Annotated in this window: 3 protein-coding genes; 1 reads left to right on the forward strand and 2 read right to left on the reverse strand. The window is 62.2% G+C overall.

Annotation, left to right across the window (positions count from 1 at the left end):
• The first annotated feature begins 304 nt into the window (after positions 1-304).
• Positions 305-382 (forward strand): hypothetical protein, encoded by a 78-nt coding sequence (locus RTW82_RS32215; RefSeq protein WP_410478810.1) that lies wholly within the window; start codon positions 305-307, stop codon positions 380-382.
• Positions 383-932: 550 nt separating this feature from the next.
• Here RTW82_RS32215 and RTW82_RS15730 read toward each other — a convergent pair.
• Positions 933-1,388, reverse strand: a complete 456-nt coding sequence (locus RTW82_RS15730) for a hypothetical protein (protein ID WP_316925660.1) — start codon at positions 1,386-1,388, stop codon at positions 933-935.
• Entirely contained in the window at positions 1,389-16,121 is a 14,733-nt protein-coding gene (locus tag RTW82_RS15735) for a hemagglutinin repeat-containing protein (protein ID WP_316925661.1), read from the reverse strand.
• Positions 16,122-16,126 lie beyond the last annotated feature (5 nt).

The following is a 16,126-nucleotide window of genomic DNA, read 5'->3' on the forward strand; positions in this document are numbered from 1 at the left end:
CCCGTCGTAGCGGTACCTGCTACCTCTTTTGTGCCATCGCCCACCGCACCAGAGGCTACGTTGGAAGCATTCAGCTTCCCATCCACTACCTTAGCGACACGCTCCAGAGCCTTGCCACCCACACGCTCCAGCACGAGATCAGTTGCTGCTGACACTACAAACTCACCAATGCTGCCAGCCAGACTCTCATCACCAGAGTGCGTTCCCGGCCTGAATGAATCGATGACCTTCTGGCCCTCAATGGAGGTGTAGCCGTTGCTTAAGCGATCTAGACCATCCCTAGCTCCGATTATGAAGGCGCTGGTTGCAACAGGCGGGATTTGCGGTCAGTCAGAAGATTAAAATCAAGGCCAGAAAGTATAGGCTAGTGATTACTGCATAGTAATTATTATTTGCCTCTCTAAGAGACACATAATCTTAACAAACAAGACGATTTAATATATTCTTAGCTTTCCCCTAAACACGACTCAAATAAAAATCTGAATTTCCTGCCAGCAAATCCTCATCCTCCGTATATGCATTAACATCTCCAAAAACTCATCAAAAATCAAAAACAGAACAATCATCCGGCAGTCGCTCTTCGTTTTTAAATTTTTTAATATATAAAATCTGAAACTCAAGCGCCCCCACCGCTTAAGTAGCTCTGTATTAGAACCTTGTATTCAACACATGGATCAATCACTAACCACCCACTAATTTTCCACTTTAATAACATGCAGGAGCTATTGGAAATTCAGCCTCCATACAGACAAAAATTGTCAGACGGATCAAGAACAACACTCAAACCCATTTCAGAATCAACAAAATACGCTACTGGACTCATATAGACTGAAGACATTCCGAACATTTAACATCAATACAATTATCACGAAAGCGGAATTCACGCCAAGATTTACAGCGAAACCAATCACTGCACCATTAACTCACGTCAATTACAAAATAAAGCGCTTTAGTCCGTCGCAAAACTCATGAACCGCGACCACTTCAACAACAGTCTCAAATCCGAAATATGTATTCGAGGAAGACCTATTAGCCTTTCCACAATTAAATAATATATTTATAGAAAAATATCCATCAAAAAAATCAGTCACCTCACCATCCAACCCCTTTATTTGTATATCACCTTCCAAAGGCAAAAAAGATAACGACTCAATAAACTTCCCAGCCACTAGACTTCGCAAATGAACGTCAAAATAGGAAATCAACCCCTCTATATCTTTACGATACAGCCTGCATGCAAAGCTACCAGGCAATAAACCAGAAAACCTTTCAGCTAAGGCACAGGTTATATTGTAGTCAAATACTCCTTCACTCTTATACACCCCGACAGGTGAGAAAATTAAATCCCCAGCCTCTGTCTTAAGTGAAACATCTGAAAAAATATTCATTTAAAAAGGCAACTCCTCCCAGCCTTGGTTATGCGCCATATTTTTTACTTCTTGCTTTGTAAAGTTACGCATACCAGTGACAACCCCTTTCTCACCTTCCACAACGAGATTATATCTTGCCTTACTACCAACGCCAGTTTTCTGTACAAACACGATCGCGCCGTCTCGCTGCGTGATCGCATGTGTTGCGTTATCAATTATATTGTCAACTTGCCGGAGGTCTTTAAAACCATGACGACTTAAGCTTTCAAAGGCGTGAATAGTCAAAGGCCTACCGCCAGGAGTAGCCGAGCTATTAAAGGCAGAACTAAGATCTCTAGAAACCTCACCACTGTAATGCTGCCAGTCTGGATGATAAGGATTAGCCTTCATTTCATCCGAAATTTTAGTTATTAAACCTCCCCCTGTTGGGCTAGCCCCCAGCATAGGCTCTGCCGGTTTCGCCGAACTCTTCGCCAAAATAGTTTCAACGGCTGCTGCGGAGAACTTATGGCCAGTCTGCCTTTCGACCTCCATCAACGCGCGTATTTCAGCAGCTTGTTCGAAGGTCAGCTTGGCGCCTGCGCCCACCACGAGCCCTGTCGGTAGCGCATCCCCAACAGCCAACTCTCCAAGCCAGATGCTGGCTTCCGTTACGCAGAGCGCAGGGTTGCTGGCACAGACTGCGGCTCCCGCCCGGGCGGCAGTTAACACCGCCGCGGTAGCCGCACCACCAACAGCCGCAGCAGTCAGCGCCCCCGATACTTTCAAGCCTCCTTCAGCGGTTTGTTGAGCAATCCCGGCTTTGCAGTCCGTATCACAGTCGTCGGGCTTGCTTAACCAGAAACCGATATCACCAGGGCTCATGAGGTTGTTCTCAACCGCATTACGCCCGCTCTGCGCACCCGCCACCGCATTGGCGACATCTCCGCCTACAGCCGCCACCGTTAGCCCCGCTGCCAGCGTCGAAAGCGCGGAAACCGTCTGCTTCTGTTCTTCGCTCAGGTCTTTTACAGGTGTACCGCTGTACAGCTTCTTGGCAATCAGCTCTGCCATCAGCTCACCACTGACTGCACCGGCGGCTCCGGCAGCGGCTGAGTTGCCCTGGGCCTTGGCCACCACGGCCGCCAACACGGCATGGGCCATGAGTCGGGCGTTGTCGTTATTGCCTGTGGCCTGCTTGATGGTCTGCGCGACGTAAGGTGCGGCGGCTCCCGCAACGGCGGCGCTGATGTTGCCTCCGGCCAGCCCTTGCAAGGCTGCCGTTACGGCCTGGGCGGCGCGCTGATAGTCGCCGCCCGTCCCGTAAAGGGCCATGACGTCCTTGTAGGCCTGGCTGTTGACCAGGGCCGTCTGGTACGCATCACGCTCGTCTGCGCTGGCACCTGCGCCCGGCTGGCGGATGCCCTGGCGCTCCAGGGCCTCCTTGCCTTCACGCGTGGCCTTGATCTGCCCTTCGGTACGAACGATGTCCATGACCTGGCTGCCAATCTCGGCGATGGCCTGGACTTCCCGCAGGCGGCGCTGCTCCTTCTCTTTGTCGAAGATCGGGCTCAGGGCCTGGTGGGCGTGTTCGACATCACGGTTGAGGCTAGCGACATCCTGCTGCTGGTTCTCTGCGTCACGGATGTCGATCTGGCCTTCCGAGACGGCTGCGCGGGTGCTGCTGCTGTCCTCGCCGCTGCGGCTCAGCCCGCTGACAAGACCGCTGGCCATGTTGCCAAGGAACTGCTGCCCGGCCGTGCCGCTGCTGCTGATCCCGGCACTTTGCTGCTGACTGCTGAACTCCGCTTTGTTGCGAATATCACTCCAACCCAGGGTGCCCGTGCTCAAGCGGTTCTTGTCGGCATCGGCGGTGCTGCCGATGACGGCACCGTCCAGTTGGATGTGCTGACCAACGTCGATCTGGTAACCACCCTCGCCCGCGAACAGGCCTGTCTGCTCCTGGACGCTGTCATAGCGTGACTTCAGCTTGCTCTGGCTGACGCTGACATAGCCGCTCCCCGTCATGCTCCCGAAGGTGAAGCTGCCGCCTGCACTGACGTTCTGCTGCTTGGCGTCGAAGCGGTCACTGTCCTGTTGGCTTTGCAAGATCAGATCGCGACCGATGTCGGCCACTATTCGCTCACCACTGACCTGGGCGCCCTGCAGGGTGGCGTCACGCCCGCTGCTGAGCTTGACCTGGTTTCCCGCGTCCAGCTTGACGTCTTCCCAAGTGGTGCCGCTGCCCTTCTCCATACCGAGGCCCGTGTTGGCGTTGGCGAAGATGCTCAGGCCAATGCCGCTATCGCTGACCCCGAGGCTGATGCCGACGTTGCCACCACCGCTCTTGTTCGAGCCGGTGAGCTTCTGGGTATTCGCGGCGGCATCGAGGTGGATGTCCTGAGCAGCATCGAGCGTCAGGTCTCGCCCTGCCTTGAGGCCGCTGCCGACCACGGTCAGGTCACCGCCCTGGCCCTCCGCGCCCCGGGCCTGGATGCTCAGATCCCGCCCGGCGTTGACATTGCTGCCCTGGCTGACCTGTTGTTCCAGCACTTGCTTGGAACTGGACTTCTGAGTGCCCAGCGACACGCTGATACCAACGAACTCGCCGGCGTTGTCGGCAGTCATGCCGCCTTGCTCAGCCGCCTGCCACGCCTGGTAACCGCTCAAGCCGGCCTTGACGCCCTGCAAGGCAGCCATGCGGCTATCGCCAGACTGCTCGGAATCACGTGCAGCCTGAGCGGTTTCATAGGCGGTATTGACGGCGGCCCCCACAGCACCTGAAAGGGCCAGGGTCAATCCGCTTTTCTTGCTCTCCTGACGCTGCTCGCTACGGTTGTTGTTCTCGGCAGCACTGATCGTCACTTCCTGCCCGCTCAGGCGGATGTCACGACCCGCGACGACGTCCGAGCCCGTTACATCCAAGGCCCTGCCCGCCTGGACACTGACGTCACCCTGAATGCTACCAACGGTGCTGGCCCGGGTGGTTTCGACGCCACTTTGCTGGCTGCCCTTGAGGCTTGAGGAGCCCAGCGTGATGCCGATACCACCGCTGCTCATCAGGCCGGATTTTTTCTTTTGCTCGTAGCGTTCCTGATAGTGGCTTTCGGTCACGCCACGGACATCGATATCGCGGCCGGCCTGCAGGGATGTGTGCTCCGTCGACACCACATCACTGCCGTGAACACGCATGTCGTTCTGGGCACGCAGGTCCACGGTGTTGGCACTGATCAGGCTGCCCTGGGCCTCGCTGGTTGCATCGACGCTGTAGCGCGTCTTGGTGGAGCTGGAGAAAGCGCCACTCTTTTTCTTTCGTGAATAGTGAGATGCATAGTCGCTGTCTTCAGCCGCCAGCAAGCTCAGGTCATTACCCGCATAGAGATAGGCTTCGTTGCTCGCCTCAAGGCGGCTGGCTGTCAGGCTCAGGTCGTTGCCAGCAGTCAGCTTGAGGTCACCTCCCGAAACGATCTCGCTCCCCTGCTGCCGGACGCTGTCGCGCTCGATATCCAGTTGCTTGCGCTTGCGTTTGGAGTGGTACTCGTAGTGGCTCTCATTGGCCGCCGAAGTGATGTCGAGGTCGCGCCCTGCCGCCAGTGCAATATCGCCACCGGCTTCGACACGGCTGGCGATCACTGCCAGGTCTCGGCCCGCCTCGACCTTGAGTTTGCCCCCCACGTGCAGGTCGCTGCCGTGCTGGGTAACCGTGGTCTCGCTCCAGCGGGATTTCTTGCCTTGGCCTTGGGCACTGTCGATTTCAGTGGCTGAGCCTATGAGCAGGTCACGGCCCGCCGTCAGACCGGCACTCCCTCCAGCACTGATGACACTGCCGATATTGGCCAGGTCGCGCCCGGCGGTGAGACTCAGGTCGTTGGCTGCCTCGATGCGAGCCGCGCTGTCCATCACGGTGTCTTGCCGTGCGGATGTGCCATGGGTCGTCAGGGTGCCCTGGCTCCGCTCGTTGATGATGTCGCCCGCGACGGCGATGACGCTGATATCGCGCCCCGCGATGATGCCGCCCTGGGCATTGCGGATGCTGTCGGTCGCCAGCAGGTCGAGGCGGCTCCCGGCTTCAACCAGACCACTGTTGACGATATTGCCGGCGCTGGCGCTGAGGTTGTTGCCGGCGCGCAGGGTGCCCTGGTTGACGAGTTCGCCACCGGAGATGAGCGCCACGTCCTGTCCGTAGATCAGCGCACCATTTGGCGCAAGGCGCCCCTTGGCCTGGGCCAGGTAAAGCACCGGCACCAGCACCCTCTCGCCGTTCACTTCATGCTCTTCGAGCCAGACGATGTCGTGTGTCAGCGCCGCAACCTGGGCGGCGCTCAGGCTGACACCCAGACTGAGGTTGAGGGACTGCTTGCTGGCGATGGCGTTGTCCATCAGGTAGCGGAACATCGCTTCATCACTGCCCAGGCCAGCGAGGTAGCGCTGGCCGGTGCGGGCAGTGATGGCTTCACGAACCAGACGCTGTTCGTAGAGGCCGTCTCCCAGTCGCTTCTGAGTTCGGTCGGGTTCATAGCCAAGCAGGCCGAGCAGGTAGTCGGAGCTGAGGAACTGCCGGAGCTGGGTCAGTTCCGGATTGGTTTCGATCAGGTACCGATAGGGTTGGGGTGCGATGCCCGTAGCCGGCAGTTCCTGGACACGCGCGACGCTTTGGGTTCCAACGGGCGTCTGGGGCTGCACCTGAGTCGGCTGGGCTGCCGGGAGCTCGCCCATGACAGGGGGGCGCTGCGCCGGCAGCAGGCCTTCGCCAAGGTCGACACCGGGCGGGTCAATCCGGTCCGGCTGCACGTGTGGGACCATCGCGGGGACGCGGGCTAGCGCATCGCTTTGAGTCCGGCCTGGCCGTGTCTGGTCGATCGCGAGACCGTCACTGCCGACCTGGGCGGCATTTTCGCCAGCGGCCCCGGAAGACAGGTGCTGCCTCAGGTTCAGCTCACGGCTACCTGTCTCCGAGGAGCCGTCAAGCTGCACATCGAACCTACCGCCACTGACCTGGAGGTGTTGCTGGCGCTGGGCGACGCTGATGCTGGCGCTTCCCACGGTCCAGCTTTGCTGTCCTTGCTGCGCGACGACCTTAGCATCGGTTGAAGCAGTGGAACTCAGCCGGAACAGGCCATTCTGCCCATTAGGGATGCTGAAGCCGGGCAGCGCGAGCGGATTGACCTGCTTTTGCGCGAGATCAGGCGGGAGTTGCGCATTGATCAGCACGACGTTACCGGCCGCGCTAGCGGCTACGGAGGTATCGGAAACCTTGCTGGCACCACCGGCGTAGGCGACGTTACTGCGGCTGACGCCATTGCCCAGGCTGGTGGACGCCTTGATGGTGACATTGCCGCCGGCCTGAATGATGGCGCTGGCGGCCACACCGGTATTGAGGCTGGTTTCGGACGAGCTTGCCAGGATGTAGCTGTAGAAGCGGTCGGGTATCTTGTGATCGAAACTGGGGTTGAAGTGCGGGTTCGGAGTACTGGTTACCTGCTCATGCGTACGAAGAATGTATGTTTGTGGCTCACGCCCCCCGGTGGTCCTTGTATATCGATGAACATACCGCGCGTTGTACTTGTTGTAGTCCGCGAGTGCCCCATTGATGAACCCGTAGAACACATGTGAGGGTTCGGTGTCATCGGTTTTGCGGAACGTACGGGAACGAATGATGCTCTCGGTCGCAGCTCCAGCGTTATTGAAAAGAGCGGTGTCGATATAAACGTCACCGGAGGCCGAGACAAGGCTGTGCTGGTTATCGAAGCTATCGGAAGAAACCGTGAGGTTTCTGCCAGCCGAGATACTTGAGGCTGCGGAGTCCGATGTGACCGCGCGCTCAATCTCTTCATTCACGAAATAGTCGAGATCAAAGTGCCTGCCTTTGCAGTTGTAGCAATGGAAGGTGATGGAGCCGGCAATCAGCCGCTCTGAAATCGAGAACACATCCTTACGATTAAGGATGCTCGTTACCGCCAATTTCATATCGCGAGCGCTTTCCAGCGTCGCCGATATGTTCTCCAGCACCGCACTGCGCGCGCCTGAGTCGTTGGCCGCGATGCTCAAGGAGCCCAGGCTGTAGATATCGGCAAAGCGGTTCTTCAGGCTGGTGACATGCAGCGTCATGTCGTCGCCGCTGAATAGCAGGCCGCGCTCGTTCAACAGGGCCGATGTCGTCAGCCGCAGCACCTCACCGCTGCCGAGGGTGCCGTGGTTGTCCAGTTGACCGGCATCGAGCCTCAGGCCGCCGGAGGAGGTCAGTACGCCGTGGTTGGCAAGCAGCTTTCCGACCTTGACGTTGGCACTGCCCCCGCTGGTGATGCGGCCGGTCGTGGGCAAGGTCAATTGTCCCGCTGCCAGGTCAAGGGTACCCAGGCTGGTGACGCGGCCGGAACCGCTATAGGTGCCGCTGAGACTGAGTACCAGCCCGCCATCGCTGGCAATCAGCCCATCGTTGCGCCAATCACTACCGGAGCCGGTGAGGGCCTGGCTCGCCAGCAGTTGGCCAGTGGCGGTCTGCTGGAAGTTACCGACATTGACCGTCAGACGCCCAGCCTGGATGACGGCACTGTTGGTCCAGCTATCGGCATTGAGGGTCAGGCCGCCTTGGGTGACGATGCGACCGCCAGCGTTGCCCACGTTCGGCAGGGATATATTGAAGACACCATCGCCGACGTGTAGCAGGCTGCCGCCTTCATTCAGCAGGCTGCCGGCAGCGAGGCCGAAGTCGAGGTTGGCGCTCTCCAATTGGCCGTTGCGGTTGTCCAGCAGCCCCCCTACCGCCAGTTGCATAGCCCCTGTATTGCCGAGGGCACGCAGTTGGCCACCACGGTTGTCCAGGCTTCCCGCGCGCAGGCTCAGAGTACTGTCGCTTTCGAGGATGCCGGCCTGGTTGTCCAGGGCACCGGCCAGGCTGAAGTCGATCCGCTGGCCAGCGATCTGGCCCCAGTTGGTCAGGCTGTCGCCTTCGACCCTGAGCAGCCCGGCGGCAAAGAGGCCGCCCTGACGGTTATCCAAATGACCGACCGCCAATTGCGCATCGCCAGCCAGAGCCGATAGGTGCCCGCCCTGGTTGAAGAGGCTGCTGGCGGCCAGGGCCAGGCTGCGGCCCTGGATAATGCCGGCCTTGCCTGACGTGCCGGCCCTGTCGGCGTTGCTGCCGTTGTTCAACCAGCCGCCCAGGCGGGCGCTCACCCAGCCCTGCAGGCTGGCGAGGGTACCGGCGCGGTTGTCCAGGGTGTCGGCGGTGATGTCCAGGTTGCCGGCCAGGCTGAGCAGACGCCCGCCCTGGTTGCTCAGTTCGCCCGTCACAATGCCCAGGTCACCCTGCGCCTGGAGGCTGCCGTAGGTGTTGGTGAGGCCGGCGGACTCGATGCGTACGCCAGCCTCCCGGCTGTGGATCAGGCCATCCTTGTCGTTCTGTACGGCACCGCTGGTGCTCAGGAGCAGGGCGCCATTCGCGGCCAGGGTTCCACGGCTGCTGTTGTCCAGACTGCCGCCCAGCAGGGTCAGCAGGCTCCGGCTGACAATCTGGCCGCCTTGGTTATCGACGCGACTCGCGCCCTGGAGGAGGAGCGCTCCGGTGCTGGCCAAGGTGCCCTCGGCATTGCCGAAGGAGCCGAGCAGGTGGAGAGTCACCCGATCACCACCGGTCAGGCTGCCGCGCTGGTTGTCGATGCTGTATGCAGTGAGGTCGAGCCGCCCTTGGGCATGTAGGCTGCCCGCGGCATTGTTCAGTTGCGCAGTGCGCAGTTCGAGCCCTGCGCCGCTATCGATAGAGCCACCGGCACGGTTGTCGATCGATTCGGCGATCTCAAGGCGTTGCCCAACCCCGCTGGATAGGATGCCCCGGTCGCTGTTGTCGAGTTTCGTAGCCTTGAGGCTTAGCCGTCCCTGGCTGACCAGGGCGCCTTCCACGCTGTTGTGCAGGGTGCCGGCCAAGATGACAGAAAGGTCGCCATCCCGACTGGACAGGGTGCCTTGATGGCGATTGTCCAGACTCTGGCCACGGACACTGAGCCCCTGCCAGCCGGAAAGCAGGCCGCCCTGGTTGATGAGCGTCGTTCCCGCCAGGCCCAGCTGCCCACGGGTGATCAGCTTGCCAGCAGTATTGTCGAGGTGACGCAGATCGAGCGCGAAGCTTTGGTGGCTGCTGATTTCGCCGCCCTGGTTGGCAAGGTCGCGTAGGCGCTCGAAGCTAAGGGGGCCGCGCGCAAGAATCAAGCCGCGCTGGTTGTCCAGGTCGCCACCGTCGAGGTCCAGGCGTAACCCGCGACTGCCGATCAGACGCCCCTGGTGCTGGATCAACTGGCTGAGCCCAAGGTCCATGTCGCCCTGGGCAGATACTTCGCCGTCATGGCTCGAGTCGAGTGTGGAGGCCCGCAGGACCAGGCCGCCCTGGCTGTTGATAAGACCGCCATCGCGGTTGTCGATGTCCTGCCCATGCAGTTCGAGTGAGCTCCCGGCCAGCAGGCTCCCGCCTCGGTTGTCCAGATCCGAGGTTTCGACGCTGAGCTCCCGGGCCGCGCTGATCAGCCCGTGCTCGCCGTTGGCCAGCGCCTCGCCGACATGGAGCCGCGTGTCACTGCGGCTGGTCAGGGTGCCACCGGTGTTGTCCAGGCGGGAGGTGCGCAGGTCGACGCGCGAGCCGGCGATCAGTCCCTTGAGGTTGGCCAAGGCCCGCTCGATGCGAAGCGTCAGGGCCATGGCACTGAGCAGCTTGCCATCGTGGTTGTCGAAGCGGCGCGCCGCCAGGATGAAGGCCTGCTGGCTGGAAATCTCTCCCCCCTGGTTACTGACATCGCCAAGGTTCTTCAGCAGCAGTTGCCCCGGGGCGTTGATGAGACCTTCGCGGTTATCGAGGTCGCCACCGTTGAGGTCAAGGCTGAGCCGAGCGTTGCTGAACAGTTGGCCGCCTTGCTGCTCCAGGCGCGTGACGCTGGCCTCCAGCGCCTCGCCACTGCCGATACGACCCGCGTTGTTGATAAGGGGGCCAGCGTCGAGTTGCAGAGTGCTGGCGCTGGTCAGGCGGCCCTGGCTGTTGTCGAGGTTGCCGGTGGCCACCTGGACGGGACCTTTGGCGGACAGGACGCCCCGGCGGTTCTCAAGATGGGCACCGGTCAGCGACAAGGCGGCGTCGCTGATGAGTTGGCCCTCATCGTTGTTCAGACCCGCCTGACTGCTGATAACGAGGGCACCTCCACTGGAGAGGCTGCCTGCGTGGTTGTCGAGATAACCGACGTCGAGGTCCAGCCGACCTTCGGCACTGATCAGACCCTGGCCGTTGGCCAGGGTATCGTCGACGCTGATCGCTACCGCCCGCTGGCTGACCAGGCGACCGCCCTGGTTGTCCAGTCGGGAGCCGCGAAGGCCAATTCCATCGGTTCCGGCGATGAGGCCCCGTGCCTGGTTGATCAGATGCTGGACGACCAGATCGAGCCGGGAGCCGGAGAGCAGGCGCCCGCCTTCGCTGTTGTCGAGCGCTCGGGCAACGAGGATAACGCCACCCTGACTGGATATCTCACCCACCCGGTTGTCGATCTCGTCGACCTCCAGGCTCAGCCCTTGAGTAGCCCCAATCAACCCGTCGGCGCGGTTGTCGAGGCGCTGGCCGGACAGCACCAGCGTCCCAAGGGCGACCAGTTGGCCACCCCGCTGGTCGAGGGTTCCGATCTTCGCCCGGACGTCCGCCTGGCTGGCAACTTCACCTGCGCGGTTGTCCAGTGTGGCGGCGGCGAGGGCCAGATTGCCTCTCGCCAGGATGCTGCCGCCCTGGTTATCGAGGTGGCCGGCGGTATCCAGTGCGAGTCGATCTCGACTGCTGATCAGGCCACTTCGACTGTCGAGCCGGCCGGCTCGCAGCTCCAGGCCGTTGGCCAGGATGGAGCCCCTGACGTTGTCCAGGGCCTGGGTGATGCGCAGGACCAGTGACTGCTGGCTGAGCAGCTTGCCAGCTTCGTTGTCCAGGCGCTCAGCGGCCAGAGTGAAGTGCTGCTGGCTCGAGATTTCACCACCACGGTTGCTGACCTGCCCCAGGTTTTGCAGAAGCAATTGACCGGGGCTGTTGATCAGGCCGCCCTGGTCGTTGTTCAGCAGCCCGTGCTGCAGGTCGAGGCGTAGGTCGCCATCGCTGAACAGCTCGCCACCGTCGTGCTGGTCCAGGCCGGAAACCCTGGCAATGAGCGGGCCGCCGCTGGCGATTCGCCCCTGGCTGCTATTGTCGACCTGCCCCGCCTCCAGTTCCAGAGTACCGGCGGCTGCCAACCGTCCACCCTGGCTATTGCCGAAGGTGCCCGTGGTGAGCCACGCATCCCCTCGAGCGCTGATATCACCGGCCAGCCCGTTGTCCAGGCTTGCGCTCGAGAGTTGAAGGGAGCCATCACTGACGATGAGGCCGCTCTGGTTATCCAGCCGGTCGGCACTGGAGACGGCAAGGCGGCCGCCACTTGAAAGGGTGCCCTCCTGGTTGTCAATGCGATTGGCGCTGACGTCCAGGCCTAGGTCGCCGCTGATCACACCCTGTTGATTGGACAGGACGCCGTCCAGTTCGCCCTCAGCGGTGGCGAGGGTGACGAGGAGCGCCCCCGCACTGGAAAGCGTGCCACCCCTGTTGTCCAACTGCTGGCTTTCGAGAGTGGTCGCGTGACGACCGAAGATCAGGCCCTTGGCCTGGTTGATCACGCGGTCCACGGCGAGGAGCAGGCGCTTGCCGGAAAGCACCTTGCCACTGCCGTTATCCAGCCGCTGGCTGGACAGGCTCACGCCAGCCTGGCTGGAAAGTTCGCCGCCCCGGTTGTCGATATCCTTGATCTCGAGCATCAATCCCGCTGTGCTGCCCACCAGGCCACCCTGGCGGTTGTCCAGGGACTGGGCGACGAGGCCCAGCCGCCCCTGCGCGACCAGTGCCCCTCCCTGCTGCGCCAGCGTGCCGACAGCAGCATGCAGATCGCCCTGGCTGGCGATGCGCCCCCTGGCATTCCGTACCTCTTCCGCCTCAAGGGACAAGACGCCGGCCGAGATGATGCGACCGCCCTGGTTGTCGAGGTGCTGCCCCTGGTAGGCAAGATCCGCCTTGCTGGTTATCTGGCCCTGGTGGCTGTTGTCCAACCGCTCCAGCCTGAACACCAGCGGGCCATCGGCGGCCAGGGTGCCGCCACGGTTGTCCAGGCGCTTGCCATCCAACGCGACCCGCTGACCGCTGACCGTTCCACCACGGTTGTCCAGCGCATCGCCAACGCTCAACGCAAGGCCGCCTTCACCGAGGATCTCGCCGTTCTGGTTGTCGAGGTTGCCGGCCCGCAGCCGGACGAGGCCGCCGCCGGAGATTTCACCCTCACGGTTGTGAGCCTGGCCGCTCACGGCCAGTGACAGTTCGCCGCGGCTGGAGAGCAGGCCCGCGCGGTTGTCCAGGGCTGCGCTTTGCACGTCGAGGGTGCTGGCGGCGATCTGCCCCTTGAGGTTCTGCAGGGCACGCTCGATTCGCAACGACAGCGCATGGGCGCCGAGCAGCTTGCCACCGGAATTGTCGAGGCTGCGCGCAACCAGGGTGAAGGCGGTGTGGCTGGAAATTTCGCCGCCCCGGTTGCTGACATCGACCAGGTTCTTCAGCAGCAACTGACCCGGGGCGTGGATCAGACCAGAGCTGTTCTGCAGGTAGCCGCCGTTGAGGTCCAGGCTGAGTTCGCGACCACTGTAGAGCTGGCCGCCGCCGGCCTGGTCGAGGCCACTTATGCTGGCGACGAGCGCGCCGCTGCTGAAAATGCGCCCACCGGCGGTGTTGTTCACATGCTGGGCGCCGAGGTCGAGCTGACCCTTGCTGGTGATCCGGCCACCGCCCTGATTGTCGAGCGAACCTGTCGAAAGGCCGAGCGTACCCTGGGCCCCTATCTGCCCCGCCTGACTGTTATCCAGGCCGCCCGTCGTCAAGCGCAGGTGCTTGTCGACAAGCAATTGGCCGCCGCGATTGTCGAAAGCGCCACTGCTGCTGATCGACGCATCGGCTGCACTGGCCAGGACACCGCCTTGGTTGACTACTGCGGATGCCCGGAGCAGAAGTCGACCATCCGTCATCAGCACGCCCCGGGAATTGTCGAACCTGCCGGCGTGCTCACCAGCGGTGCGGTCGTTCATGAGAAGCGACAGGCCCTGCCGCGCGTAGAGGCGCCCGGCCGTGTTGACGAGTTGCCTGGCTTCCAGGCGCGTGCTGCCCAGGCTCGACAGGAGCCCCTTCAGGCTGTTGTCGAGTCGGTCGAAGAACAGATGCAGATCATCCCCGACCACCACCTGACCACCCTCACGGTTGTCCAGGGAAGTGCCGGACAGGCTCGCCTTGCCGCGGCTGGACAGGGTCCCGCCACGGTTGTCGAGCTGTGCAGCCACAATGGACATGGCCTGGTTCGATGTCGCCCGACCACCCTGGGCGTTGTCGAGGCCGCTCGTGCTCAAGCCGAGCCCACCCACGCTGGCGATACGCCCTTCCCTGTTGTCCACTGCCCCCGTGCTGTCGATCGCGACATGGGTATCGCCAAGAACAGCGCCCTTGCGGTTGTTCAATGAACCCACCTGCAGTCGGCCATCTGTGGCCAGAATCTCGCCACGCTGGTTGTCCAGCTCACCAGCAACCCAGAGCTCGAGTCCGTCCTGGGCATCGAGAGTGCCGCTCTGGTTGTTCAGATGTGCCGCAGACAGTTCAAGCGTCCTGGCGGCGATCCGGCCCCGGAGGCTGGCCAGCACCTGGCCGACCCGCAGCGTCAGCGACTGCTCGCTGAGCAGTTTGCCGTCCGTGTTGTCCAGGCTACGAGCAACCAGCTCGAAAGACTGGACGCTGGCGATCTCGCCCCCCTGGTTGCCGACCTCCCCCAGGTTGCGCAACAGGAGGTGCCCTGGCGAGCGGATCAGGCCACCGCTGTTCTGCAGATGGCCACCGTTCAAGTCGAGACTGAGATCGCCACCGCTGTAGAGCTGGCCGCCGCCTCGCTGGTCGAGACGGCCAACGCTGGCATCGAGCACGCCATCGCTGGCGAGGCGACCGGCGTTGCGGTTATCGACATGCCCCGCCGTCAGGCCGAGGGAGGCGCGGGCAGTCAACTGGCCGCCCTGTCGATTGCTCAGGGTTCCGGCAGCGACCTTGGCGTTACCCTCGGCACGTATCTGGCCGGCGGCACTGTTATCGAGCGTTCCGGCCACCCGCATCTCAAGGCCACCTTGACTGGCGAGCTGCCCCCGCAGGCTGTTATCCAGGGTCTCCGCCTTGAGTCGCAGTTGCTGCCCGGCGCCCAGCGTGCCTCCCTGGTTCTGCAACGCGCCGTCGACCGACACATCGAGCACCTGCTTCGCCAGAACCTTGCCCGCCTGGTTGTCCACGGCCCCGGCCCGAAGATCGACACGCGTTCCGCCGGAAAGCTCACCCGAGCGGTTGTCCAGTCGCCCGAGCCGAGCATCCAGCCGGCCATCGCTGGCCATCAGACCGGACTGACGGTTATCGAGTGTCCTTGCCTTGACTGCCAACTCGCCCTGGGACAGCACACGGCCACGGCGGTTATCGAGGCGGTCGGCGGAAACCCGGGCGTTGCCCTGCGCACTGAGGGTCCCGCCCTGGTTATCCAAGGCCTCGATTACATGAAGCTCCAGGTTGCGGTCCGCCACCAGGCTGCCGCTGTTGCGCACTTCCCGTGCCCGCACCTCGACATCACCCTGGCCGTTACGTCGGCTGTCCGGGCTGACACCCGCCTCGACAACGCCCTCGTTGAGGAGACGGCCGCCGCTGCTCAGGCGTACATCGTGATTGGCCGCCAGACTCTGGCGCAGGCTCATGTCGCCTTGCGTCTCTAGCAGCGCACGCCCTCCGGCATAAACAGCGCCCTGGATTTCTGCGACCTCGGCCCTGATCTGCAGGTCACCAGCGGCGGAAGCCTGGGAGAGGGTCAACTTGCCGTTGGCGTCGATCTGGATGTCGCCGGCGCTGGCGGCCATGTCGCCGGCCAGTTTGACGCCGACGCCCTGTTCGGTGCCGACGAGGCGGATGGCGCCGGCGTACATGCCGCCCAGGGCGCTGCTGTCGATGGCCAGTTGGGGTTTGTCGGTGCCGTCGTCGGCCTTGGCGGTGGCGGCGAGGGTGGCGGCGTCGACGTCGTTGCGGCCGGTGACCATTGCCAGTTGCCGGGCGTGCAGTTCGGCGTTGATCTGGGCGCTGCGGGTGATCAGTTCGAACTGGTCGACGTTGCTGGCGTTGAGCCCCTGCCCTTCGATGCGGATCTGTCCGCCGTCGACGTCGTAGCGCTTGAAGGTGCCGTTCTCGACCACGGGGGCGCCGGTGCTGAGGGTGGCGCGGGGGGTGTTGATGAAGCCGCAGCCGTCGCAGGTGATGCCGTGGGGGTTGGCGACGATGACGTGGGCGCCCTGCCCGGCCACTTCGGTGTAGCCCTTGAGCTGGCTGGGGTTGGTGCCGGTGACTTCGTTGAGGATGACGCCGGCGGCGCGCCCGTTGAGGTTGGCGTTGCCGAGGATGTAGCCCCCCAACTGGGTCGACTGAGTCTTGCCTGTGGCGTTGTTGAGGATCAGCCCCTGCTGGCCGACGTTGTAGTCGCTGAATGTGTTGTGCGACAGGCCGTTGCCGTTGGGCGTGGCGATGTTGACCACGGGTACGCCGTTGGCGGCGGCGCCGAGGCTGGTGTTGCCGCCGGCGGCGGCGTCCACGGCCAGGTCGGCGGCGGTGCTGACGATGGGGTTGAGGAACATGACGCCGATGAGCACGGTGGCGATGTTCTGGAAGAAGGGGCTGCGAACGTCCATGAGGT

The sequence above is a fragment of the Pseudomonas sp. zfem005 genome, from assembly GCF_032621735.1.
Lineage (GTDB): Bacteria > Pseudomonadota > Gammaproteobacteria > Pseudomonadales > Pseudomonadaceae > Metapseudomonas > Metapseudomonas solani.

Bases quoted from the DNA above. Each gene is read 5' to 3' on its own strand.
- RTW82_RS15735 (WP_316925661.1), bottom strand. From the start codon at position 16,121: ATGGACGTTCGCAGCCCCTTCTTCCAGAACATCGCCACCGTGCTCATC.
- RTW82_RS15730 (WP_316925660.1), bottom strand. From the start codon at position 1,388: ATGAATATTTTTTCAGATGTTTCACTTAAGACAGAGGCTGGGGATTTA.